This window comes from Pedobacter sp. T50_32 (assembly GCF_057652195.1).
The window spans coordinates 43,941-69,834 of the sequence record NZ_JBYFBY010000011.1; the positions used below are offsets into that span (position 1 = coordinate 43,941).

A 25,894-nucleotide genomic window follows, 5' to 3' on the forward strand; every position below is an offset into this window, starting at 1 on the left:
AAGAAATAGGTATTCTAATTAAGAAGGTATGACGTTTATGTATGTAAATATGTTTGGTAAATTATTATTGGTTTTCTTTTTAATTGTAACCTCTTGTGGCAAAAAAAAGGAAAATACAGTAGTCGAGACAGTTGCGCCAGACGGTGTACAGCTTCAACCACAACCTTTTGGTACCAACTTATCTGGAGCCGAGTTTGGCGCAAACGTACCAGGGCAGCATCAACAAGATTATAGTTATCCGCTAGTAACAGATTTGGATTATTTTAAATCAAAAAACATGATGTTGGTACGCTTGCCGTTTAAATGGGAACGAGTACAGCCAGTCTTATATGGGCCGTTAGATCCAGTAGAACTTAAAAGACTTACCGATTTTATAGATGCTGCGGCTGTTCGCGATATACTCATCATACCAGATGTACATAATTTTGCACGTAGGGTAGTTAACGGAAATAGGGAAATAATAGGCACTAGCCTGGTCCCAACAACGGCTTTTACCGATTTTTGGGGGAAACTTGCCGAAGTGCTGAAAACAAAGAAAAACATTTGGGCCTATGGCGTTATGAACGAACCTTTCAATATGCCCTCTAACATTGCGTGGTTTAGCATTGCACAGGCAACTATCAACAAAATTCGTGAAATAGATCAAAAGACAGCTATTTTAGTTGGTGGCGATAGTTACAGTTCTGCCGAAAGATGGCCTCAGGTAAGCGAAAATTTAAAAACATTACGTGATGATACAGATAACCTTATTTTTGAGGCACACGTATATTTTGACGACACTTCTGCTGGGACTTACGATGGTACGTACGACCAAGAAAAAGCAACACCACAAACTGGTGTAAACAGATTGCGCCCTTTTGTGGAATGGCTAAAAACCAATAAAAAAAGAGGTTTTATAGGAGAATATGGTATTCCAGACGATGACCCGCGTTGGCTGGTAGTTTTGGATAATATGTTGAAATACATGAAAGAAAACAATATCAACGGAACTTATTGGTCTGCCGGGCCTAGATGGGGAACTTACAGACTAGCTATCCAACCGCGTAATGGCATAGACAGACCACAAATGCAAATACTTCAAAACTATCAGACTACCTCGCCTACACAAAAATAAAATGGGTTCAAATAAAATACGCTGGATAATACTCATATTGGTTTTTATAGCCACAGGCCTTAATTTTTTAGATCGCCAAGTGCTTTCCATTACGATCATCAAGATACAAAAGGAATTTCATCTTACCGATGTACAATATGGAATGGTAAATACCAGTTTTCTTATCAGCTATGCGTTGATGTTTACCATTGGTGGCCGTTTAACGGATAAGTTCGGAGCAAAACTCGGTTTGGCTTTTTCGGTGGGTGTGTGGTCTATTGCCAGTTGTTTGCATGGCTTTATGGATACTTTTTACCAATTGATATTGTTCAGGTTTTTGTTGGGCGTTGGCGAGGGCGGGTGTTTTCCAGCAGCAGCTAAAACTGTAAATGAACTATTTGAGAAAAAAGAACGTGGATTTGCTAACGGTATTGCCATTGGTGGTTCGGCAATGGGAGCAGTATTGGCGCCACCCTTAACCATCTGGATAGCAAATCAGATGGGGTGGCGTTGGAGCTTCATTATTCCGGGTATTGTGGGACTTGTTTGGTTAGTGGTATGGGTAATTATACCATGGAACAAAAAAAGAATAGCCCGACAACAAGAAGCATTGCTACAACAGACGGCTTTAGTGCCTAGCAAGCCAATTCCATTTTTAAAGATTCTTACCAACAAGTATGCAATTGTATTCTTGGTCATCAGGTTCTTGCTCGATCCAGTTTTTTATTTCATTATGTTCTGGATTCCTAAATATCTTAACGAAGAAAGAAATGTCTCTTTTGATGAAGTTGGACGCTTGTTATGGATACCGTTTTTGGCATTGGGATTATCTAACATGATTGGTGGCTACTTTTCAGATAAATTATTGAAAGTAGGTTTCTCAATTAATAAGGCGAGAAAAACAGTAATGGGCATAGCTGCATTTTTAACCTTGGGGGCAATGTTTGTACAGGGCGTATCATCGGTAACTTGGGCAATAGGTCTAATGTCGTTGCTCATGTTTGCCCACGGGTTCTGGATTACCAATTACATTACCTCCATATCAGATGTTTTTGGAAACACCGCCACGTCAACAGTAGTGGGACTTAGCGGTACTGCTGGCGCAATTGCTGGAATTATTTTAAACCCATTGATAGGGCTTGTGGTACAAAATTATTCCTACAATCCACTTTGGATAATTTGCGGATTAATGTATCCTTTGGCATTTCTTATTCTAATGGTATTTATCCCCAAAATAAGACCTATCACAACAGAATAGGCTATATGCTTACAAAATGAGCTAAATTTTTATATACAAAATAGGTTAACGCGTTAAGATGATATTAATTAATTAAGATAGATAATGAGTGAATTAGCAGCAAAAGTTAAAGCGGGTTTTGATAACCAAACAACAATAAGTAATAAGATTAAAAAACGAAACCAAACCAGTCCACGTATAGGTGTATTTGGTGTGGGCTACGCTAAATACTGGCCACAATTTGAGGGTTTGTACGAGCAAATGCTCGAAAAGCAGGAAATCTTTATTGATAAGGTAAAAAAGAACCATGTAGAAGTGATTGATTTTGGAATGGTTGACGATGTGACTGGAGCCTACGATATTCTTCCAAAATTAAAGTCGGCAAATCTCGATCTTATATTTTGCGATATGCTTACCTATGCAACCTCAAGTACATTTGGTATCATCATTAAGAGTATAGACGTACCTATTGTATTGGTGGCATTACAGCCAGATAAGGCATTAAACTATAAACAGGCGTCAACTTACCAACAATTATACAATGATGATGTATGTTCGTTGCCAGAATTTACAGGTGTGGCGGTACGCATGGGAAAAAAGGCACCCGATGTAATTATCGGCACACTACATGATGATCCGAAAGCAGAAGAGGAGATAGCAGAGTATTGCAATATTGCTAGGGTTCTGCACGATTTAAAAACAGCAAGGATAGGGCATATCGGTCATCCGATAGAAGCTATGTTAGATATGCACTCTGACTCTACTATGCTTACGGCACATTTTGGAGTGCACATTGTACAATGCGAAGCAAATGAAATTGTAACCCAATATGAACGAGCGGAAAGAAGTGCGATAGAATCAGAAAAAGAACGTATCCTAGATTTTTTTGATACGCCAGATCCAGTTTCTGACCCAATTTCGGAGAAATTAAAAGTAGATGATTTAGAAGTTGCGGCAAGAGTTTCGGTAGCTTTAGAGGCATTTGTAGAACAAAAAAAATTAACAGGATTGGCCTATTATTACGAAGGAGAAGATAATAGCGAAACCCGCAGAGTGATGACCAATCTCATTGTTGGCAATTCGTTGCTAACTGGTGCTGGCTTCCCGATGTGTGGCGAATCTGATCTGAAGTGCTGCATCGCCATGCTCATTATGGAAAGATTGGGTATTGGTGGTAGCTTTGCCGAATTTCATCCAGTAGATTTTGCCGAAAACTTTATTTTGGTAGGGCACGATGGCCCGCATAACATTACCATTGCACAGGGCAAACCCGTATTAAGAAGTTTAAAAAAGTATCATGGTAAGCCTGGTTTTGGTGCAGGGGTAGAGTTTAAGATTAAAGAAGGTCCAATTACCATGCTGAGCATCAGTTCTAACTACGAGGGCAAATTCAAATTTGTAATTGCCGAAGGAACATCGGTAGAAGGCCCGATACCACCAACAGGAAATACCAATACTCGGGGGTATTTTAAACCAGATGTACGTACATTCCTTAAAAAATGGGTTAAAGAAGGTCCAACACACCACTTTGCTTTAGGTATTGGCCATCATGCGCAAACCATTAAAAAAATAGGTGAATATTTAAACGTAGAAGCTGTAATTGTAGAATAAGGTTTAGTCGCAATAAAACAATAAGCTGGTTAGGAAAGCTTCGAAAAACATTATTGGTCATTAATTTTTTAAGAAGTTAAGCTTGTTTCTAAAAGCAGTTACAAATTGGCTTACAACTTGTCACTTTCATGAAAAAATAAGCCATTTATTAAATAATATCGCTATTTTTCTAAACAAATCGCACACAAATGAAATTAAAATATCTTTTATACTTAATTGCTGCAAGCCTATTAATATATGGTTGCAGTCATCTAAAGCAAAGGCCATTAACCTCGTTAGGTAGTAGTAATCTTAGAGGCGTTCCCTTTCAGAATATAACTTTAGAAGCTTCTTTAAAACCGTTTAAAAAAAATGACAAGGAAGATATTAGAAGGGTGGCAGAGGAGATTTTTACACAGTGGAGTTCTCTGTTGCGCCATGCCGATACTATTTCTATCATGCTTTGGACTTCTGACGGTTCTGAAATTTTAGATTACACAGGCAATTTAAACCAACCTTTGGAGTGGTCTAAGTATATCGGAAACCCAAATACCGAACACGCCATAGGCTCGGGTCCAAAAGAACTTTCATTGCATGAGCGGGCTTACTTTTACATGGAAAATCCCCCAAATTATACTTTTAAGGATTTAAGGTTTATCGTTAACACTTTAAAAGAAGTAGGCGCAGCAATTACGGGCAGACCCATAAGAATAGGAGCTACTTTTGATCCAGGTCCGGAGTTTGCAAAATCTGAATTTAAATATAAAAAGCATCCCGAAATACTAGAAGGCAGTGCCATGGGCGAAAAGAGCTTTGTGTTCAGTTATGCTGCCTTAAATGAAGATAAAACCAAGTATGCAGGCTTTCCTAATGGTATTCCGGCAAACACCCCATTCGGTACTTTTTTTGGCCGTCAAAGCCAACATTTTTTAAAAGATCTTAATTTCGATTATATCTGGTTTAGCAACGGTTTTGGCTTTGGTATGGAGCCTTGGGCATCAACTGGTGTTATTTTTACAGGAACAGGTTTCAATTTCCACCGTCTAGCCGAAACCAAGGAAAAAATCATCAACTTCTGGAAACTGTTCAGGGCAGAATGTCCAACATTCAGGATAGAAACCCGGGGCACCAATCTATCTACTGGTATTGATTTAGCTAAGGATGGTGTTGATTTGAGAGCGATATACAATGGTGGCTTTAACCTATTGCCACCGCCAAATTCGCCTTGGGCTGCACTAGATGGAGATTTTGGATTGGAAATGATTGGCTACCTCTCTCGAATGGCCGAACTGCCCGATGACAAATACATCTACCGTTATTATACACATGACCCTTGGTGGTTAAATAGTCCATGGTTAGACAGGTATGGCAGCGAGCCACATGATATTTATCTGCCTATGTCGGCGTCACGCATTAATGCCAAAGGCGAAATCAAACTGCCTACACATCTTAATTTTTTAACCATAGATGATAGTTTCGGCAACATGCCAACACAAGTGCCAAACGAAGTTATCCCGCATATTTTAAAAGCACGATATAACAGCCCAACCGCTGCTGCACCACTGGTATGGGTCTACCCTTTCGATGAATACCATAACTGGGCGTCTAACCAACCCAACAGGCTAAATGAAATTTACTATGGTGATTGGTTCATTAGACAGGCCATTAACAACGGATTACCTTTGAATACGGTAATATCAACTAAATCATTTCCCACGGCAATACAAGAAAAACCAAATTTGTTTAGCCAATCTATTTTATTGGCCGTTGTGCCCGATGCTAATTCGGTTTACGAAAAAACGCTAATCAACTTTGTTAAAAATGGAGGAAAATTAGTAGTCTACGGTCCAGCGGATTATGCTAGCGCTGCTTTTAAAGAATTGTTGAACTTAGAAAATTCGACAAGCCTAATCGGGGAATTTAAAATCGTAAATAACTACCTGTTAGATAACCTTAATAGAAGCTATCGCGATAAAATCACTCATCAATCTCTATTCTCTGGCGGTGGAATAAGCACTGTTATCAACAATAAAAATGATAAAAGCACTAAATCTCTCGTAAAATTCTCTAAGGACGGTCAAATAAGAGATGTGCTTTGGTTTAGGGAATTACCAGAATGGAACGGTGGCAAGATAGCCTACGTAAGGGGAACAAATTCTAGTCATTTTGAAGGCGGCAGGTTGTTAAAGCCAGATGATCCGAATGAATATTTTGTTGGACCGCTCTACCTGCGTTACATTCTTAAAGAATTTGGGCTGGAATACACTGTAGATAAGCAAAATTCTGATGTTAAAAATCCGGTATTAGGCATTGCCCGTAACAACAACGGCTATTTCTTTTCGGGATATGTGCCCAATACATCAGTAAGGCATGGTTTTAAATTTGCGCAGGGTGCACCCATTTTGGTAGGCTATGATGCCGTAATGGAAAACGGAAAGGCCAACTATTCTTTTCCTACGGCTTGGCATAGAGAGGCAAGAGTGTTTGTAGAGCAGAACGACGGTATTGTTTCTTGTAAAGAAATGCACTCTGGAGAACTAGGTATTAGCAGAAGGCTGCAGGTATATGGACTTAAAAATGCTACAGTGCGGGTTTTTCCAAATGATGAAACGACCGAGCAGACCATCCATTTTTATCTGAATAGCACCTACCCGTGGAAAGAAGGGCATCTTAAATTTGCCAAGGGCGAAAAAGAATATGGAAATAACTATGTCGTAAAAAATGTTACTGGCGAATTAGTGGTTTCTTGGTAGATAATGAATAGAATAATGAAGAAATTTAGCGGTATGGTATTGGGTATGCTATTTACCCTTACGGTTAATGCACAAATTGGTAAACTGTCGGATACGGTTAATTACCTTGCTCCAATAAAAAAGCAATTGGAAACCAAGTTCCCCAAAAACCGTACTATAAACTTGGTTTTTCATGGTCATTCCGTACCATCGGGATATTGGACAGGCTCTAAAGTGCACACTTTAGAATCTTACCCGCACCTTTTGTTGGGTAAGTTAAAAACCATTTACCCTTATGCGGTTATCAATGTAATTTTAACCTCCATTGGGGGCGAGTGGGCCGAAAAAGGACAGACACGTTTTACCAACGATGTGCTATCGCATAAACCGGATGTGGTAATTATAGATTATGCACTGAATGATTTGGGCATCGGTCTAGAACGCTCCAAAATTGCATGGAGCAAAATGATAGAAGAAGCCCTGTCCAAAAATATCAAGGTAATTTTGGTTACGCCATCCCCCGATCAACGCGAAGATATTACCGATTCTAATAATAAGCTGGCTCTACATGCGACACAGATTAGGGAACTGGCGGTAAAGTATCAAGTTGGCTTGGCCGACCCGTTTGCTCAGTTTCAAAAAATAGCCAAAGAGAAAGGTTCTATAAAGGAACTGATGTCGCATGTGAACCACCCCAACGAAAATGGACACAATCTTATTGCCGAAGAACTGTTTAGATGGTTTAAATAGCACAGAGATATTAATTACCAGTTTGTAATGTAGTGGTTTAAGTGTATGGTCGGAAAAGTATTAACTATGGCAAAAAAAATATGCAAAACTTAGTGCGTTAACTTGGTAAATTAGCTAACAATTAACAGAGTGTACAACTCTTCGGTTTAACCAAGTATTAAAATCTTTTTGTATGAAAAAAACAGCTACTTTATTTTTATCATTTTTATTGTGCTTTATGTTGGGTGCAAAAGCACAGCTATGGGAATTTAAGTTTAATCAACCTCCTGCAACGCCAAGTTTGCCATCTTCTTGGGCTGCAGTTAATTATACTTTCACTTATTCGGGCACGGCATTAAATCTTAAAATAAATGCTGCCGGAACGTCTTATCTGCAATATAATCCTGGAGGTGCTTCCACCATTGCTACAAAAACCTATAAATTATTAAGGGTACGTTTAGCAAACGAAACTGACGGAACAGTTGCGAGATTTTATTTTAGAAATGCTAACGCTTGGATATATATACCTTTTAATATTGACGCTAATTCTGGTTATAAAGATTATACCATAGATTTAGCAAGTGAGGCTTTTTCAGGTAATGGTGTCTCTTTTGGTACAAATAAATGGGAATTTACAGGAGGGGATGCAGATGCTTCACCTGCAGGAGATGGTACCCATAGAAATATGCCGATAATTAGGTTTGACCTACCCAGCGGACATCCAGGTAGTGGTTCATTGCCAGCAGATTATGCAAATAAAACAATTAGTATAGAATACATTAGGTTTGGCAGCGATTTACAAACACTTCCAGTGAATTTAGCTAGGTTTACTGCTAAAAAGCAAGCCAACGGCATCCAGCTAAACTGGAGTACAGCATCGGAAGAAAATAATTCGCATTTCGATATATTACGTTCACCAGACGCAGTTAATTTTGAAAAAATTGCTCGTGAAGAGGGAAAAGGCAATTCAAATAGCGCAATTAACTATCAATATACAGATACAAAAGCATTGCCGGGAACTAACTATTACCACTTAAATCAGGTAGATTTTGATGGTAAAACAAAAAAATCTGAAGTAGTGGCGGTAAATTCTGGCCTTAAGAATGTTGATTTTAAAGTTTATTCAGGCAATGGTGCTATCAAGATTTCTGCTTTTGCTTCTAACGATGATAAAGGCAAATTGCTCATTACAGATATTTCTGGAAGGAAAATTATAGAGAGTCCTTATGCTTTTACTAAAGGACAAAATGTGGTGGAACTTTCTTCTGTAAAGTTAACTGCTGGTGTATATGTGGTTACTTTAGCTGGAAAAATGGAAGCTACAAGCGTAAAATTTGCGTCGAAGTAATCAATCATTGAGAATAACAACTAAGAGATAATAAAAAGAACAATTCTTTTACGAAAAAATAAGAATAGAACAAGGGAAAGGCTTAACGAAAGTAATGGCGTTAAGCCTTGTTTATGAAATATATTAGCTGATTCATATTAAGATATTACATGCAGCAAGCATAGCCAATAATTATACGCTCTGTTAAACAAACCAAATATTAAATTAAACCTAAAATGATTAAAAAAATCTGTTTTATCGGGATATTTTTATTTTGTGTAGCTTATAACGGGCTATTTGCCAATACGGTTTTATGGAGTTTTAATGCTCCAGTTTTGGCCAATAAGGCCGATGGATGGAATATTGTTGGCTATACCAACGCTGCCACAACTAGCAGTACCCTAAATCTTAGCGTACAGTCTAACTCAAACATTAGGTTTGATGAGTATACCAATCCATACAACCCATCGGTATATAAATATGTAGCCATAAAACTTAAAAACACCACCTCGCAAACCACAGCTAGATTTTATTGGTGGGGTGTAAATAATAGTACAGCCTATTATATAGAATTTGCTATCAGTTCAAATGATAATACCTTTAAAGAATACTTAATTAATTTAGGCGCCAATAGTAACTGGACAGCTCAAACTGCCGGTATCCGTATCATTAGGTTTGATTTACCTAGCAATGTACAAGCTGCATCCTTGGGTAAGACTATTAGTGTAGACCATATTAGATTGGCGGCCTCGCCGCCTCTGCAGTTTCCATTGGCACAACCTTTTGGCGTAAACCTAGCGGGTGCAGAATTTGGAGATATTCCCGGGAATGACTATAGCTATCCAACTATTGCCGAGTTGGATTATTTCAAATCAAAAGGCTTGAAACTATTTAGGCTACCCTTTAAATGGGAGCGCATCCAGCCTGCGCTAAATGGAAATTTAGATGTTGCCGAATTGGCGAAAATGACAACTTTTGTAGATGCGGCTCGAGCACGTGGTTTGTGGGTGATATTGGACATGCACAATTATGGAAGAAGGAAGATGGGTGGAAATACCATTATTATCGGTTCGCCTACGCTTTCTGTTGCACACGTAGCTGATGTATGGGAAAAATTGGCACTAGTATTTAGAGACTATGAAAATATATATGGCTATGGAATAATGAATGAGCCCCATGGCATGTTGACCGCAACTCCATGGTTTAATATTGCACAGGGCATTATCACAAAGATAAGGACGGTTGATGCTGGTACGGCAATTATGGTTGGGGGGGATGACTGGAGTTCTGCCAGTAAATGGCCTACAGCTAGCGATAACCTTAAAGATCTGATAGATGCATCCAACAACCTAATTTATGAAGCCCATATTTATTTCGATAAAAACGCAGGGGGACTGTATACACAAAGTTACGATTTGGAGGAGGCTACGCACAACATCGGTGTAGTAAGGGTTGCGCCATTTGTAAAATGGTTAAATACAAATAATCTTAGGGGCTTTGTTGGCGAATATGGTGTGCCCAATAACGACAGCCGTTGGTTGGTTACCTTGGATAATATGCTCAATTATTTGAAGGAAAACGGCATAAATGGAACCTATTGGGCGGCAGGGCCAAGGTGGAATGACTATTTCCTATCTGTAGAACCACAAAATGGTAATGATAGGGTGCAAATGTCGGTTTTGCAAAATTATACTACGGCAAATATATCAAGCACTTCAGCAGTTGTTGATAGTAGAAGTATGATGCACAATTGGGAATTTAACCGCCCGGTTGTAACCAATGCAGTAGAAGGATGGACTATTATCAATTATGCCAATCCAGCTACTTCCGCAGGTATATTAAACTTACAGACTGTAGTAGCCAATAATCACATTAAATATGATGTAACACCACTCGATCCCATTCAAACTACACTGCACAAATATGCTATTGTCAGACTTAAAAATACAACCAACCAAACACAGGCAAGATTTTATTGGCATGACCATATTGCTTATAGCTATGCCGATTTTAGCATTACGGCCAACGATACCCAATATAAAGAATATGTTGTTGACCTTAGCCAAATTAGCAGTTGGACAAGTAAGAACAGTATAAAGATTATCCGTTTCGATGTGCCTTTTGGCGGTATTACAGGTTCGATAAATAAAACTGTGCATATCGATTATGTTAAACTAGCAACATCAGCACCGATAGTAACATCAGGTTCGGCAAACGTAGAATTTACGCATCTGCAGAAACTGGTGCCCATTAATGCTAATTTAACAAAAGGAAAGACACTGAAGATAGTGCCAAACCCAGTGGATAGCCATGTAGAACTGGTGTTGAATAATGGTAAAGGCATACTAAAAGTGAAATTATTAACCTTAGATGGTCGATTGCTTTTTGAAACAAGAGGAACTTTAGATAAAATAAACGAGCAATTTGGTTTAAAAGTTTCAACTTTTAATTCGGGTACTTATCTGGTAAATGTTGAAGATAACGGTATCTTCTACAGCCAAAAGTTAGTTAAGAAGTAGTTTTATGTTATGACAATAAAGATGTCATATCTAATATAGATGAATAAATAGTTTTTAGAGAATACTTAGTATAACACACAAAAGAATGAAAAAAAGAATTGCCTTAATCTGCCTTCTACTGGTAGGAATGATAATGAATGGAGCCTATGCCCAAAGCAGAACCGATTCCTTTTTTAAAACTGGCGACAAGATTAGTTTTATTGGCAACAGTATCACCCACAGTGGCGATTTCCATCACTATATTTTAGTGTATTATGCCACTAGATTTCCAGAACTAAATATCAGCGTTTACAATTTAGGTATCAAAGGCGATAATGCAAATAGTTTTTTGCGCCGTATGGATGCAGATATTATCCCCAAAAAAGCAAACTGGTCTATCATTATGGCTGGTATGAACGATGTAAACCGTAGTCTTTATGCGGCCGAAAGACAGGGAGATACAGATATCCAGAGCAGAAAGGAACGAGCTCTGAGCGATTATAGGAACTACTATGAAACGGTTATCCAGCGGTTATTGAAGACCAAGACCAAAATTATTCTTCAAAAGCCAAGTATCTACGATCAAACAGGCGATTTGCCCGTACCTAATTTAATGGGTGTTAACGATGCTCTTAAAAAATGTACAGGCATTATAGACGAACTTGCCAAAAAATATAAGCTCCAAGTTATTGATTATTGGACTATTATGGCGCAACTCAACAAACAGTTGCAACAAAAAGATCCGAAAGCTACTATAGTAGGTAACGACAGGGTTCACCCTGGTCCAGTCGGAAATTTTGTAATGGCACATCAGTTTCTAAAATCTACCAGTGCACCTACATCAGTATCTGCTATAGAAATAGAAAACGGAGCCGTTAAAAACTCAAGTTATGTTGTAGTAAAAGACTTATCGGTAAAAGATGGAACAATAACATTTAAAGCAAAAGAAGAAAGCTTGCCTTTTCCTATGCCACAAGAGGCCGAGCCAGCTTTGGCATTGGTTCCTTTTACCGAAGAGTTAAGCAAACAATCTCTAAAAATAGGAGGGCTAACCGAAGGAAGCTATACACTAACCATTGATGGTACTTTTATTGGAAACTTTACCGCACAAAACTTAGAAAATGGAATTAATCTATCCAACTTTAAAAATACACCACAATATAAACAAGCGGTTAAGGTATTACAACAGGCAATTTTGTACCGCAATACTCAACGTAAAGTAAGAGACCTGAAGTTTGTAGAGTTTAGCTATTTGCCAGAAAATTTATGGAATGGCGACTTTAATGGCATTAAAGCATTTATGGATAACTACCTTAGCTTTATGCAAACTTCCAATGACGCCAGATATCCTAATTTTAAGAAGGTATTTGATGATTATCTGAAAGATAAACCTTCACAAAGAATGTTTGAAAAGCAGATTGACAGTCTTGCTGGTGTTATTTATACTACAAATAGACCAAAAGAACATACTTTTCAAATTAGTAAATCTGATTTAAATATGCCAGATAGAAGCAAAGCTCCTTTTGGCGTAAACTTGGCTGGTGCAGAATTTGCCCATAACAAAATACCCGGCATTTATGCCAAAGATTATATTTACCCAACTATAGACGAATTGGATTACTTCAAATCTAAAGGAATGACCCTCATAAGAATTCCATTTTTATGGGAAAGATTGCAGCACGAGTTGGGTGGCGAATTAGATCAATTGGAACTACAACGCCTGATGACTATAGTAGACGCCGCTAGAGAAAGAAAGCTATGGGTAATTTTAGATATGCACAATTACGGTCGTAGATATGTAAATGGAACTAGAGAAATTATTGATTCTGAAAACCTGCCTATAGCGCACGTAGCCGATGCTTGGAGGAAAATTGCAACAGAATTTAAGGGAAAAGATAATATTTGGGGCTATGGTTTAATGAACGAGCCACATGACATGCTTAAACCTAACTCTTGGTTTAATATTGCGCAAGTCTGTATCAATAAAATTAGAGAAGTAGATCAAAAAACGCCAATTATGGTAGGAGGCGATAGCTGGAGTTCGGCAGAACGATGGATGGAATTTAGTGCCAATCTTAAGAACTTGGTAGACCCATCAAAAGACTTGATTTTCGAAGTGCATATTTATTTCGATGAAGATGCTTCTGGAACTTACAAACGGTCTTATGATGAAGAAAAGGCTGATCCAAATATTGGTATTAAAAGAGCAACCCCTTTTGTGAAATGGTTAAAGGAAAATAATTTTAGAGGCTTTGTTGGCGAATACGGTGTGCCAGATGACGACCCTAGATGGCTAGTAGCACTAGATAATTTCTTGACTTATTTAACCAAAAACAACTTAAACGGAACCTATTGGGCAGCTGGCCCATGGTGGAACAAATATCGCTTGGCCATAGAGCCTAAAAATGATACAGATAGGCCGCAAATGGTAATCTTAGAAAAATACAACTATACGGAGCAGCACCGAAAATAATTCCATTATCTCAAATTAACAGCTGTTAATCCTGTCTGTCAAAAAGCAGGGTTAACAGCTATGCTTCCAGATAAAATTATTGTTAACCCCAAAACTCATTATCAAATATCATGAGAAAGCTAATGTTTTGCGCCATTTTTTTTGTGTTGTTTTTTCAAAATGCAGTTTTTTCACAACATAGGGACGATTCTTTTTTTAAAGATGGCGACCGTATCAATTTCATTGGTAATAGTATTACACATGGTACTTCTGGTACCGGAAGGTTCCATAATTTTATACTGCTATACTATGCTACTCGTTTTCCCAATAGTAAGGTTGTTTTCTACAATTCTGGTAAATGGGGCGATAATGCCAACAGCTTTTTACAAAGAATAAATAACGATATATTGAACAAGGGGGCTAATTGGTCTGTAGTAATGGCTGGCATGAACGATGTAAACCGCGAATTATATGCGCCCGAAAGACAGGGAGAGGCAAATATCGAAACGCTAAAACAGAATGCCTTAAATAGTTACAAAGGGTATCTCAGAAATGTTATCGTTAAATTACTAGAGGCGAATACCAAGGTCATTTTACAAAAACCAAGTATCTATGACGAAACTGGCGATTTGACGGGAGCAAACAGGCCCGGTGTTAATGCAGCACTACAGAAATGCACAATTATTATCGATGAACTGGCCACTGAGTTTAACCTTAAAACTATCGATTATTGGACCATAATGAACACCATTAATCAGGAGTTGCAGCAAACCAATATCAAGTCTACCATTGTTAGTAACGATCGTATCCATCCGGCTGCTCCGGGCAATTTTGTAATGGCCTATCAGTTCTTAAAATCTACTAATGCACCAAAATACGTGGCTAATATTGAAATAGAGAACAATTCAGTCATCAAAAGCGAATTTTGTACCATTACAAATTTAAATGCTACCGGCAATAGCCTTACCTTTAAATATAAGGCAGAAAGTTTGCCTTTTCCCGTTGCGGTAGATGCCGAACCAGCTTTAGCACTTGTTCCCTTTAATAATGATTTGAATAAAGAAACACTTAAAATTACAACGCTTGCTGAGGGTAAATATGCACTAAATATCGATGGCTCATTTATAGGTTCTTTTACGGCGAATGAACTAAGGCAAGGTATAAATCTAGCGCAGCTAAAAAACACGCCACAATATTTACAGGCATTGCAGGTTAAGGCAAAAACAGATGCGTATAGAGATCAATATGTTTTAATAAGGGATATAAAGTTTATTGAAATAAATTATTTGCCACAGACATTGTGGACAGATTTTGCTGCGGCTCAGGTTCATATCCAAAATTTAATTGCTACCAATAGCAGTACCTATACCAATCAAAAAAACAGATTTGATGCCTATTTAATTAACAAACCAAATGAAGCTGCTATTGAGCAGCAGCTTAATGCGCTAGCCGATGAGATTTTTGCTATAAATAAACCCGTAGAACGTACTATAGAAATTAAGCAAACCACACAAAGCCATATTTGGGAATTTAATGAAAGCGTAGCTAACGATAGGGTAGAAGGATGGACCATTATCAATTACATTAATGCCCAAACTAACAATGGAATATTGAAACTTACCGCGTCGAAAACCAATTGTCTTATCAAGTTTGATTCTCCCGATGGGTACATAAATCCACAAGTCAGTAATGCAGCAATCATCAAGCTTAAAAATGGAACATCAAATACTTTAGCTAGATTTTATTGGTGGACGGGTACCGTAAGTGCAGCCTATTTAGAATTTCCTATTTCTGCCAACGATACCGATTTTAAGGAATACACCGTTTATTTAAGCGATGATTCTAGATGGAGCGGAGATATAAATATCATCAGATTTGATGTGCCCAGCCCTGTCACTGCCGACAACCTCAATAAAAATGTTGAGATTGATTACGTTGCATTAAGTACCATACAGCACGAGATGACACCAAAAACACCAGCACCATTTGGTGTAAATTTGGCCGGGGCAGAGTTTGGAGAAATAGGAGAACCTCATTACAGCTATCCAACCACAACAGAGCTCGATTATTTTAAACAGAAGGGATTAAAGTTATTTCGCCTTCCCTTTAAATGGGAGCGTATACAGCCTATTCTAAATGGCAATTTAGATAATGAGGAGTTAACTAAAATGAAAACTTTCGTGAGTGCCGCACAGGCGAGAGGGCTGTTAGTTATACTAGATTTGCATAATTATGGCCGTAGAAAAATAAGCGGCACGGAATATATTATCGGCTCTGCCCAGCTATCTACTGCACACGTAGCCGATGTTTGGACCCGACTAGCCAATGAGTTTAAATCTTATAAAAATATATGGGGATATGGCATCATGAATGAACCGCACGATATGTTAGCTTCAACACCATGGGCAAGTATAGCGCAAACCATTATTACAGCTATTAGAAGTATAGATACAGAAACCAGTATTTTAGTGGGCGGAGACAGTTGGAGCTCTGCACAACGTTGGCCTACTGCTAGTAACAACTTAAAAGATTTAATAGACCCAGCTAACAAACTGATATTTGAAGCGCATGTATACTTTGATAAAGATGCCAGTGGTAAATACCAAAACAGTTATGAAGTAGAAGAAGCTACACCAAATACAGGAATCAACAGGGTAACACCTTTTATAAATTGGCTAACGGCCAACAATCTCAAAGGTTTTATAGGCGAATATGGTGTGCCAGATAATGATCCACGTTGGCTAACGGTTTTAGATAATATGCTGGTCCACCTACAAAGTAAAAATATTAATGGTACCTATTGGGCAGCAGGACCAAGATGGGGAACTTATACACTTTCTGTAGAGCCGAGAAATGGACAGGATAGACCGCAAATATCCGTGTTAGAGAAGTACAAGGTGGCAACCGATTCTACGCTGCCAGTTTCTCTGCTTTCTTTTACAGGAAAAACACAGTTTAACAGCATTCTATTAAACTGGAAAACAGCTACCGAACTTAATAACTCGCATTTTGATATTTTGCATTCTGCAGATGGAAAGTTGTTTGGAAAATTAGCCACTGTTAAGGCGAACAACGAGCCAGACAAGGTTTTTAGCTATAATTTCAAACATCAATATCCCATATTGGGTACAAATTATTATCAGCTTAAACAATTTGATTTCGATGGTAATACGTCTGGCCCAACAATAATATCGGTAAATTTTCAATTGGAAAAGCCATCGTTAAAAGTTTATCAGGACATTAATAAGGCAATGAATTTCATGTTTGAGGTTACTAACGACACCAACGCCAAGCTTACGATAACTGATTTAGCAGGAAGGAGATTAATAACTCAAGACTACTGGTTACAAAGTGGCAAGAATATACTTGAGATTAAAGACAAACTGGCGTACGGAGTTTATGTGGCAACCTTGACAACAGCTACCGAGAGGTTAAGTGCCAAATTTTTTGTACAAGACTAAATATGAACACAATTTAGCAGCCTAATCGTCACTTTTGTGCCCATATTCAGGGTGTGCACTAATGGCGAATTTATACTTATCACCCCGGTAGTAAGAGTACTCAATTTCTATCACCTTTCCATCATCGGCAAAAACAGCACTGTCAAGAACAAAAATAGCGATGTTGCTGGTTGTGCCAAAATGGTTCTTATTGCTATTGGCTTCTAATATATCTGCGCTGAGCGTTTGCCTTATGTCGTTTATTTTGAGATTATATTGTTGCTCATAAGCTTTAAAATAAGATATTTCTGTGGATAAGGCGTCTATTTTTGGACATAGAGTTAACGAGATATATCTTGTTTCATCTTTCATTAATTCATCATCGGCGTAGCGAAGCTGGTGTACTTTTAGAACAGGCCCTTCAATAATTACGTGCGTTCCCACAATAGCGGCAGAAACGCCCTCATTCAAGATAGTTTTCTCTAAAATAATATTTTTTGGCGTAAGGCCTTCGGCCTTTAAGCTTTCGTTAAACCCTTTACGCGTCGAATCAATGGATCCTAAAGTGCGTACCAGCTGGTGTGTCGCTGTTCTATTTAGTACAAAAGTACCTTTGCCTTTTATTCTCCTTACCCAACCTTTCGATTCTATCTCTAACAATGTTTTCCTCGCTGTGGTATTACTAATTTTATAGTTTTTAATCAGTTCATTTTCAGAAGGGATTTTGTCTCCGGGAATTAATTCCCCCGATTTTATCTTTTCAATAATAGAATCGCTTATAGTTATAAACTTAGGTTTCATTCGTTGAAGTAATGAAGAATTGGTTTTAGTTAGGATAAATATACTGTAAAAATACTAAGTTTTTTATCCTCAGATGGTTTTATGGCTTATTATTTAAAGGTTGCTGCCTTTAAATATCATATTATACATAAGATAATCTAAAGTGCACAGCAACCTTATATTAATACAATCAAAAAATTATTTTTTACTATTGTTAAATTTGAACTTACCCTGCATCACATCCCTAAAAAATGCACCTTGATCCGTGGGCTCGTAATTCCAGTTTTTAATCATTTGTGGTACCCATACCGGGTCGAAAACCCATACAGTAAATGAGATACCCTTCTTGTTAAAATAATTCATAATAGCAGGACCGTATTTGCCATCATCGTTCAGATTTTTGTCTTCGTCATTATCTTTCATATAGCCAATTTCTGTGGCAAAAACAGGATAGTTATCGGCAACGTAACCAAAATCTTTTTCCCACTCGTCAACCCAAGGATATTTTCTTTTTCCTGGATAGGGATGGGTTACATAGGCTATTCCGGGTCTTTCGATTGGTTTGAATTTTACAGGAGTAAGATCATAGGCCCAGTTAAAGCCTGCAACCAACGGTATGGCCTTATCGTTAAGGGAGTAGACTACATCTATCAACTGCTCCATCAGGTTCTTCCATTCGTCCCAAGTAACTCTGCCATATTGCCCATTGTATGTGGTAGGTTCATTAAAGAGTTCATAAAAAGCTACTGTTGGCACATCTTTATAATGGGCAGCAATAGTTCTCCAGAAATTGAATGTTTCCCTTTTCGTGGTATTGTGCATGTCGTGCGCCAAAAGTTCTGTATGTAGATTTCCAATAGAATGCCAATCTATAATCACATACATGCCCAGTTCAGAACACCATTTTACAGCTTCATCTAAGAGTTTGATATACGCCTCAACGCCTCGTTGATGAAACGCAATGGGATGCACTGGGATACGGATAACATTGGTGCCCCAACTTTTAATCACTTCAAAATGTTTTCTGTTCCAATAGCCATCCTTAACTAATTTGTCTGGATCTGAAATCGAAAGACCTTTAAATACAATAACTTTTCCAGTTTCGTCTATAAAAGAATTTTCTTTTACCTTTATGAGATTTAACCTAGTGATATTAGGATATTGTTTAATAAAAGGTGTAATTCTGTTAATATACCACCATTCTTTTTTTGTTTCGTTGCTGGCTAAGCCAGGCTGCGCTTTTAACGTCAAACCAACAGTCCAAAATACAGTGAAGAGTAGCAAGGAGATTAAATTAAAATTTTTCATATCAATACATTTTTTTTAGCCCGAAAAATAAGCTTAGCAATATTTAAATAGTAGCTTATTTTTATCCATATATGATATTGATTTAGCTCTGATATATTTTCCTGCAAATACGAGCTGGCTTATATGAATATTCTATGTCCAGAATAGTTTTCCCGAAGTTCTTTGGGTGTGCAGTGTTTTTTCTTTTTAAACAATCGGTTGAAATTTGATATATTATTGAAACCACATAAATAAGATATTTCTGTAATGGTATGGGTCGTATCAATTAACATTCTAGAAGCATGGCCAAGTCTGATTTCATTTAAAGAATTAATGAATGTGTTACCCGTACGTTTCTTTATAAACCTACTGAACGATTCTTCGGTCATATTGGTCAGCTTGGCTAAATCTTTTAGTGATATTTCTTTATCATAGTTATTATTCATGAATTCGAATGCTTTTTCCAGTCTTCTACTGTTATGTTTAAGGTTGGCAGCATTCATAAAGCTAGAGTTAGATAGAAGAACCATACTTTTAGACATTGAAAGTTCATGAAGAATACTCAACAGTTCCAGAACAGAGTTAAAACCGTTAGAGTCTTTCAGTGCAATGAGCCTAGGCTGTATAGTATTTATCATTTCCGGACTGAAGGAAATTCCACGTAAACTTTTTTCCAGCATATTTTTGATAAGAGTCATCTGATTCCTTTTCAAGAACTTTTCCTCGAAGAGGTCTTTATGCCACTGCATCGTAATCTCAGTTATTTCGGAATTACATTCGTGCGTAAGCCATACATGAGGGAGATTGGGTCCGATCAAAACAAGTTCTAAATCGCCAATGACATCAATATTGTCACCAACAATTCTTTTCGCTCCCTTAGCATTCAAAATTAGGTTCAACTCGTATTCCTCATGGAAATGTATCGGAAAATTAAATTCTTTCTTTACCCTCGAAAAAATTGTAAAACAATCGTTTGGAGTAAGTGGGGTAATTTCTTTAATAATATTATTAATCGATGCCATAGAATAATTGTATATGATATTAGTAGTTTTCTAGACAGTGTAAAGCATTAAAGAAAAACAGAATGAAACTGCTCTTTTATAAATAAATGGACTTTAACGTTTGGTTAAAGGTAAGCTAATTTATTAACTTAACGCACTAAGTTATATGGTTTTTTTTTATCATAATTGATACTATCGTGACATCTCTAAAGCCAAATGAGTGCAGATCCTCTAAATCATCGGTAGAAATAGATCTTAATAAGCTTTTCAGCAAGAGAGATAGGAATTATATGTTATTTGGGTAAAAAAGTATTTGTCTTATGCCCATTTTATTAATGAAATTTACCCCATTGAAATTACACATGTAAAGCCGCTTCTAGTTGCTATATGCCGTATAATTATTGTTTAACCGGATAAAAACCTACACAATTGAAACTACAACTAATAGATATTGCGATCGTTATCTCTTACCTAGTAATGATGGTATTGATAGGATGGTACTACAAAAATAAAGCCAGGCAAAATAAAGAAAGTTACTTGATGGGGGGTAAGAAACTGCCCTGGTATATGTTGGGTTTAAGTGATGCCAGTGATATGTTTGATATCAGTGGAACGATGTGGATGATATCACTTTGTTTTGTTTATGGAATGAAGAGTATTTGGATACCTTGGTTATGGCCAGTTTTTAACCAAGTATTCAATATGATGTTTCTTTCCAAGTGGCTACGTCGTTCTAATGCCAATACCGGAGCAGAGTGGTTGGCTACCCGTTTCGGACTTACAGGAACGGGAGTTAAAGCTTCACATAATATCGTAGTAGCATTTGCCATTATCAGCTGTCTGGGTTTCTTAGCTTATGGTTTTATTGGATTAGGTAAGTTTATAGAGGTTTTTGTGCCATGGGATTTGGTCAGTGGTTACATCCCTTTTGATATTCCACCGCAATATGTTGCACATTTTTATGGTATCATATTTACCCTTTTTGCCATGTTCTACTCCATATTGGGGGGTATGCATAGTATTGTGGTAGGTGATTTTATCAAATATATGATTATGACGATAGGTTGTATAGCTATTGCCGTAATTGCTTATTTACATCTGCAAGACAAAACCCTTAATGTACCGAAGGGTTGGTTCGATCCATTTTTTGGGTGGAAACTGGACTTGGACTGGTCTAATATCCTCCCGTCAGCCAACAAGAAAATAGAAGATGACGGATTTGGATTGTTTGGCATATTCTTTATGATGATGCTCTTCAAAGGTTTTTTTGCGAGCTTGGCTGGGCCTTCGCCAAGTTACGATATGCAGAAGGTATTGTCTACAAAGTCGCCCAAAGAGGCATCTAAAATGACGGGCTTTGTATCACTTGTTCTGCTACCGGTTAGATATTCCATGATTATTGGCTTAACTGTATTGGCCTTGTTATACTTTAATGAAATGGGCATCAGCACACCTCAAGGAACCGATTTTGAACGTATATTGCCTGCGGCTATCAATAACTTTTTGCCTGTTGGGATTTTAGGTCTGGTTCTTACGGGGTTATTAGGTGCCTTTATGGGAACCTTTTCGGGTACTTTAAATGCTGCACAGGCATACATTGTTAATGATGTATACCTAAAATATGTAAACCCTAAGGCTTCGACTAAGAAAATTATCAGTATGAACTACATTGTAGGTGTACTGGTCGTTATTGTAGGTGTTGTGCTTGGCTTTTTCGCTAAAGATGTAAACAGCATTCTGCAATGGATAGTTGGCGCACTATACGGTGGCTACATTGCTTCTAACATGTTAAAGTGGTACTGGTGGCGCTTTAACGCTAATGGCTTTTTCTGGGGAATGGCCTCGGGAATCGCTGCAGCATTAATATTTCCCTTTATATTCGATGGTATTTTACCATTGTACGTATGGCCTTTATTATTTGTAATCTCTTTAATAGGCTCTATTGTGGGTACCTATGCCGCTCCAGCAACAGATGTAGAAATATTAAAAGCTTTTTATTCAAATGTAAAACCATGGGGTTTTTGGAAACCAGTGCATGATTTGGTAATCAAAGAAAATCCGTTTTTTAAGCCAAACAAACGCTTCAAGCTAGATATGTTCAATGTATCGCTGGGTATTATAGCGCAGTGCTGTTTAACGTTGGTACCTATGTATCTGGTGATGTGGATGAAACTTCCATTACTTATAGTGCTGCTCATATTAGCAGTAATCATTATCATCTTAAAAAGAACATGGTGGAATAAATTAGAAGATTAGTAAGATAAAGACACAATTAGATAATATTATGAATTTGTATTTTGATAAGCGGCTGAATGAATTAAGGCAATCTTATTTTGAAAGAATAACAGCACAAAATCAGGTAGAGAAATTGGGTAATGGTGTATTTGAACGCTATCAAAATCCTATTCTTACAGCAGCTCATACCCCTTTAAGTTGGCGCTATGATTTAAATGCCGAAACTAATCCTTTCTTAATGGAGAGGTTTGGTATCAACGCTACCTTTAATGCCGGAGCCATCTTGTTCAATGGTAACTTTGTTTTGGTAGTAAGAGTAGAGGGCCACGACCGCAAATCGTTTTTTGCAGTGGCCGAGAGTTACAACGGTATTGATAATTTTAAATTTTGGGAATACCCAATAATTATCCCCGAAACAGATGAACCCGATACCAACGTATATGATATGCGGTTGGTTAGGCACGAAGACGGCTGGATTTACGGTCTGTTTTGTACCGAAAGAAGAGATAAATCAGCTCCAGAAGGTGACCAGTCTGCCGCAGTTGCACAATGTGGCATAGTAAGAACAAAAGACCTTAAACACTGGGATAGACTGCCAGATTTGAAAACACCATCTCCTCAACAGCGTAATGTTGTATTGCATCCAGAATTTGTAGATGGAAAATATGCATTTTATACCCGTCCGCAAGATAGTTTTATCGAAGCTGGCAAGGGAGGGGGAATAGGATTTGGTGTGTGTGATGATATAGAGAATCCAGTAATATCCGTAGAAAAGGTAATAGATAAAAAGGTTTATCATACTGTTTACGAAGGAAAAAATGGGTTAGGCCCAGCACCAATAAAAACGGAGAAAGGCTGGCTACATTTGGCTCATGGTGTGCGCAATACCGCGGCTGGTTTGCGTTATGTGCTATATATGTTTATGACAGATTTACACGACATTAAAAAAGTGATTTATAAACCTGCTGGATACTTTATGGCACCAGAAGGTGAAGAGCGCATAGGGGATGTTTCTAATGTATTGTTCAGCAACGGCTGGATAGTGGACGAACAAAACAACGTCTACATCTATTATGCATCATCAGATACCAGAATGCACGTAGCCACAAGCTCTATAGAAAGGTTATTAGATTATGTAACCAATACGCCTGAAGATGGTTTACGATCCGCTGAATCAGTAAAAACAATTTCTAAAATAGTGTCGAATAACGCTAATGTTAACATTCAACAGTAAACATAGGCTTGCTTAAGTTTTATAGGTGCTTAATATTTAAGGTATCTAGCTATGATATGTCATTTATTGACAGAAGTTTTCCTTCTAGCCGAGGGAATTAATGAAATAAAGAAAATTAAAATATACTGCAATGGCTGTTAAAGAAACGAATTACAATTACGTAAGTTATTTATGGGATGAAGAAGAAGCAGCGAATATGGCTGGCGATGAGGTGGCATTATTGATTTATCGTTCAAACCTATTAGGTGCTGATTTGCGCCTGACCAATTACGGTGGGGGAAATACCTCCTGCAAGGTTAACCAAATTGACCCACTTACTGGGCTGGAAACGGAAGTAATGTGGGTAAAAGGCTCCGGAGGTGACCTTGGCACTCTTAAGAAAAGCGGTCTGGCAGCGTTGTACGTGGATAGGCTGCGCAGCCTAAAAAATATATACAGAGGAGTGGAGCATGAAGACGAAATGGTGGCGCTGTTCAACCATTGCATCTATGATCTTGATTCAAAGGCCCCTTCTATCGATACGCCATTGCACGGTTTCCTGCCGTTTAAACATATTGACCATCTACACCCAGATGCGGCTATTGCCATTGCAGCAGCAAAGGACGGAAAAAAAATTACCGAAGAATTGTTTGGGGGCACTGTGGGTTGGGTAGAATGGAAAAAACCAGGTTTTGAGCTAGGATTGCAACTAAAGGCTTGTCTAGACGCAAATCCGGGTATTCGAGGTATCATGTTGGGTTCCCATGGACTTTTTACTTGGGGCGATACGGCCTACGAAAGCTATGTAAGCACTCTTGATGTAATTGAAAAATGTTCTGAATATCTAAACCAAAACTATGGCAGGAAAGGTCCAATATTTGGTGGTCAGAAAATAGAAAGCCAATCAGAAGAAATTAGAAAAAAACAAGCTGCGGCAATTGCTCCAACCTTAAGAGGGCTATGTTCTACAAAACAGCAGATGATTGGTCATTTTACTGATGATGTTAGGGTATTGGAATTTATCAACTCAAATGACCTTTCACGTTTGGCTCCAATGGGTACAAGCTGTCCAGACCATTTTTTGCGTACTAAAATCAGTCCTTTGGTGCTAGAACTGGATTCGGATGCAGATTTGTCTGACGCAGCTTCCATCAGAGCCTCGTTAACTCCTTCCTTTGAAGCTTATAGGCAAATGTATACAAATTACTATGAAACATGTAAGCATCCGGACAGTCCAACTATTCGAGATACCAATCCGGTAGTAATTCTATACCCTGGAATTGGAATGTTCACTTTTGCCAAAGATAAGCAAACGGCTAGGGTAGCAGCAGAATTTTATATCAATGCCATTAATGTGATGAAAGGTGCGGAGGCAGTTTCAGAATATACTTCACTACCTCATCAAGAAGCTTTTAATATAGAGTATTGGTTGTTGGAAGAAGCCAAACTACAACGTATGCCAAAGCCAAAACCATTAACAGGCAAAATCGCATTGGTTACCGGAAGCGCCGGTGGTATTGGGAAGGCAATTGCGAAGAAGTTTGCCTCAGAAGGTGCTGTTGTAGTATTAAACGATATGAATGCCGACCGATTGGAAGGAACAGTAAGTGAATTTGAAACACAGTTCGGGAAAGATACAGTGGCTTCTGTAACATTGAATGTAACCCACTCTGCTGATATTGAACTGGCTTTTACAAAGGCTGCACTTGCTTTTGGCGGTATTGATATCGTGGTTAACAATGCTGGTATTTCCATATCCAAAACCATTGCAGACCATACCGAAAAAGATTGGGATTTACTGTATGATGTATTGGTAAAGGGACAATTTTTTATTACTCAGGCAGCATCTAATATGATGAAAAAGCAAGGTACAGGTGGCGACATAATTAATGTGGTGAGCAAGAATGCCTTGGTAAGTGGTCCAAATAATGCTGGCTATGGTAGTGCAAAGGCTGCACAGTTACACTTGAGCAGGTTGAACGCTGCAGAACTGGGTGCCGATGGTATCAGAGTGAACGCGGTAAATCCAGATGCGGTGATTAGCGACAGCAACATTTGGGCAGGTGGCTGGGCAGAAGGGAGGGCGAAAGCCTACGGGGTTACAGTGGAGGAACTGCCAGCATATTACGCTAAGCGTACATTGCTTAACCAAATCATATTGCCAGAAGATATAGCCAATGCTTGTTTTGCATTTGTTGGGGGGCTAATGAACAAATCTACTGGGAATATGCTAAATGTAGATGGTGGTGTGGCCATGGCTTTTGTAAGATAATTCTAAGA

General features: G+C 38.1%; 15 protein-coding genes. 12 read left to right on the top strand and 3 right to left on the bottom strand.

Annotation, left to right across the window (positions count from 1 at the left end; translation table 11 throughout):
- Positions 1 to 28 precede the first annotated feature (28 nt).
- From AC23ME_RS20735 to AC23ME_RS20775, 9 genes are all read left to right on the top strand, one after another.
- The gene (locus AC23ME_RS20735) at positions 29 to 1,114 is read left to right on the top strand and encodes a glycoside hydrolase family 5 protein (protein ID WP_463211565.1); all 1,086 of its coding nucleotides are present in this window, start codon (positions 29 to 31) and stop codon (positions 1,112 to 1,114) included.
- Position 1,115: 1 nt separating this feature from the next.
- On the top strand, positions 1,116 to 2,351 hold the full coding sequence (locus AC23ME_RS20740; RefSeq protein WP_463211567.1) for an MFS transporter: 1,236 nt from the start codon (positions 1,116 to 1,118) through the stop codon (positions 2,349 to 2,351).
- Between the two features lie 84 nt (positions 2,352 to 2,435).
- A complete protein-coding gene (locus AC23ME_RS20745; RefSeq protein WP_487729644.1) occupies positions 2,436 to 3,941 on the top strand; it encodes a hypothetical protein in 1,506 nt (501 codons plus the stop codon).
- A 188-nt stretch (positions 3,942 to 4,129) separates the two neighbouring features.
- The gene (locus AC23ME_RS20750) at positions 4,130 to 6,673 is read left to right on the top strand and encodes a hypothetical protein (RefSeq protein ID WP_487729645.1); all 2,544 of its coding nucleotides are present in this window, start codon (positions 4,130 to 4,132) and stop codon (positions 6,671 to 6,673) included.
- A 15-nt stretch (positions 6,674 to 6,688) separates the two neighbouring features.
- Positions 6,689 to 7,402: an SGNH/GDSL hydrolase family protein gene (locus AC23ME_RS20755; protein WP_212751612.1), complete on the top strand. Its 714-nt coding sequence runs from the start codon at positions 6,689 to 6,691 to the stop codon at positions 7,400 to 7,402.
- Between the two features lie 172 nt (positions 7,403 to 7,574).
- The gene (locus tag AC23ME_RS20760) at positions 7,575 to 8,729 is read left to right on the top strand and encodes a hypothetical protein (protein WP_487729646.1); all 1,155 of its coding nucleotides are present in this window, start codon (positions 7,575 to 7,577) and stop codon (positions 8,727 to 8,729) included.
- 215 nt (positions 8,730 to 8,944) lie between these two features.
- The gene (locus AC23ME_RS20765) at positions 8,945 to 11,227 is read left to right on the top strand and encodes a cellulase family glycosylhydrolase (protein WP_487729647.1); all 2,283 of its coding nucleotides are present in this window, start codon (positions 8,945 to 8,947) and stop codon (positions 11,225 to 11,227) included.
- A gap of 85 nt (positions 11,228 to 11,312) precedes the next feature.
- The gene (locus AC23ME_RS20770) at positions 11,313 to 13,679 is read left to right on the top strand and encodes a cellulase family glycosylhydrolase (RefSeq protein WP_487729648.1); all 2,367 of its coding nucleotides are present in this window, start codon (positions 11,313 to 11,315) and stop codon (positions 13,677 to 13,679) included.
- A 110-nt stretch (positions 13,680 to 13,789) separates the two neighbouring features.
- A complete protein-coding gene (locus AC23ME_RS20775; protein WP_487729649.1) occupies positions 13,790 to 17,119 on the top strand; it encodes a cellulase family glycosylhydrolase in 3,330 nt (1,109 codons plus the stop codon).
- A gap of 21 nt (positions 17,120 to 17,140) precedes the next feature.
- Here the strand turns inward: AC23ME_RS20775 and AC23ME_RS20780 are convergent, their stop codons facing one another.
- The 3 genes from AC23ME_RS20780 to AC23ME_RS20790 form a co-directional block, all read right to left on the bottom strand.
- Complete coding sequence (locus tag AC23ME_RS20780; protein WP_463211578.1) at positions 17,141 to 17,899, bottom strand: GntR family transcriptional regulator; 759 nt, start codon at positions 17,897 to 17,899, stop codon at positions 17,141 to 17,143.
- 177 nt (positions 17,900 to 18,076) lie between these two features.
- Positions 18,077 to 19,186 carry a glycoside hydrolase family 5 protein gene (locus AC23ME_RS20785; RefSeq protein WP_138730787.1) on the bottom strand — a complete coding sequence of 370 codons (1,110 nt, stop codon included), beginning with the start codon at positions 19,184 to 19,186 and terminating at the stop codon, positions 18,077 to 18,079.
- Positions 19,187 to 19,305: 119 nt separating this feature from the next.
- On the bottom strand, positions 19,306 to 20,187 hold the full coding sequence (locus tag AC23ME_RS20790; protein ID WP_113663374.1) for an AraC family transcriptional regulator: 882 nt from the start codon (positions 20,185 to 20,187) through the stop codon (positions 19,306 to 19,308).
- 408 nt (positions 20,188 to 20,595) lie between these two features.
- On the opposite strand from AC23ME_RS20790, the gene AC23ME_RS20795 reads away from it, so the two are divergent.
- From AC23ME_RS20795 to AC23ME_RS20805, 3 genes are all read left to right on the top strand, one after another.
- Entirely contained in the window at positions 20,596 to 22,422 is a 1,827-nt protein-coding gene (locus AC23ME_RS20795; RefSeq protein WP_113663373.1) for a sodium:solute symporter family protein, read from the top strand.
- 28 nt (positions 22,423 to 22,450) lie between these two features.
- Positions 22,451 to 23,635 (top strand): glycoside hydrolase family 130 protein, encoded by a 1,185-nt coding sequence (locus AC23ME_RS20800; protein WP_113663372.1) that lies wholly within the window; start codon positions 22,451 to 22,453, stop codon positions 23,633 to 23,635.
- A gap of 130 nt (positions 23,636 to 23,765) precedes the next feature.
- Positions 23,766 to 25,886, top strand: coding sequence for a bifunctional aldolase/short-chain dehydrogenase (locus tag AC23ME_RS20805; protein ID WP_113663371.1), 2,121 nt, complete (start codon positions 23,766 to 23,768; stop codon positions 25,884 to 25,886).
- Positions 25,887 to 25,894: the final 8 nt, after the last annotated feature.

Bases quoted from the DNA above. Each gene is read 5' to 3' on its own strand.
- AC23ME_RS20735 (WP_463211565.1), top strand. From the start codon at position 29: ATGACGTTTATGTATGTAAATATGTTTGGTAAATTATTATTGGTTTTC.
- AC23ME_RS20740 (WP_463211567.1), top strand. From the start codon at position 1,116: ATGGGTTCAAATAAAATACGCTGGATAATACTCATATTGGTTTTTATA.
- AC23ME_RS20745 (WP_487729644.1), top strand. From the start codon at position 2,436: ATGAGTGAATTAGCAGCAAAAGTTAAAGCGGGTTTTGATAACCAAACA.
- AC23ME_RS20750 (WP_487729645.1), top strand. From the start codon at position 4,130: ATGAAATTAAAATATCTTTTATACTTAATTGCTGCAAGCCTATTAATA.
- AC23ME_RS20755 (WP_212751612.1), top strand. From the start codon at position 6,689: ATGAAGAAATTTAGCGGTATGGTATTGGGTATGCTATTTACCCTTACG.
- AC23ME_RS20760 (WP_487729646.1), top strand. From the start codon at position 7,575: ATGAAAAAAACAGCTACTTTATTTTTATCATTTTTATTGTGCTTTATG.
- AC23ME_RS20765 (WP_487729647.1), top strand. From the start codon at position 8,945: ATGATTAAAAAAATCTGTTTTATCGGGATATTTTTATTTTGTGTAGCT.
- AC23ME_RS20770 (WP_487729648.1), top strand. From the start codon at position 11,313: ATGAAAAAAAGAATTGCCTTAATCTGCCTTCTACTGGTAGGAATGATA.
- AC23ME_RS20775 (WP_487729649.1), top strand. From the start codon at position 13,790: ATGAGAAAGCTAATGTTTTGCGCCATTTTTTTTGTGTTGTTTTTTCAA.
- AC23ME_RS20780 (WP_463211578.1), bottom strand. From the start codon at position 17,899: ATGAAACCTAAGTTTATAACTATAAGCGATTCTATTATTGAAAAGATA.
- AC23ME_RS20785 (WP_138730787.1), bottom strand. From the start codon at position 19,186: ATGAAAAATTTTAATTTAATCTCCTTGCTACTCTTCACTGTATTTTGG.
- AC23ME_RS20790 (WP_113663374.1), bottom strand. From the start codon at position 20,187: ATGGCATCGATTAATAATATTATTAAAGAAATTACCCCACTTACTCCA.
- AC23ME_RS20800 (WP_113663372.1), top strand. From the start codon at position 22,451: ATGAATTTGTATTTTGATAAGCGGCTGAATGAATTAAGGCAATCTTAT.
- AC23ME_RS20805 (WP_113663371.1), top strand. From the start codon at position 23,766: ATGGCTGTTAAAGAAACGAATTACAATTACGTAAGTTATTTATGGGAT.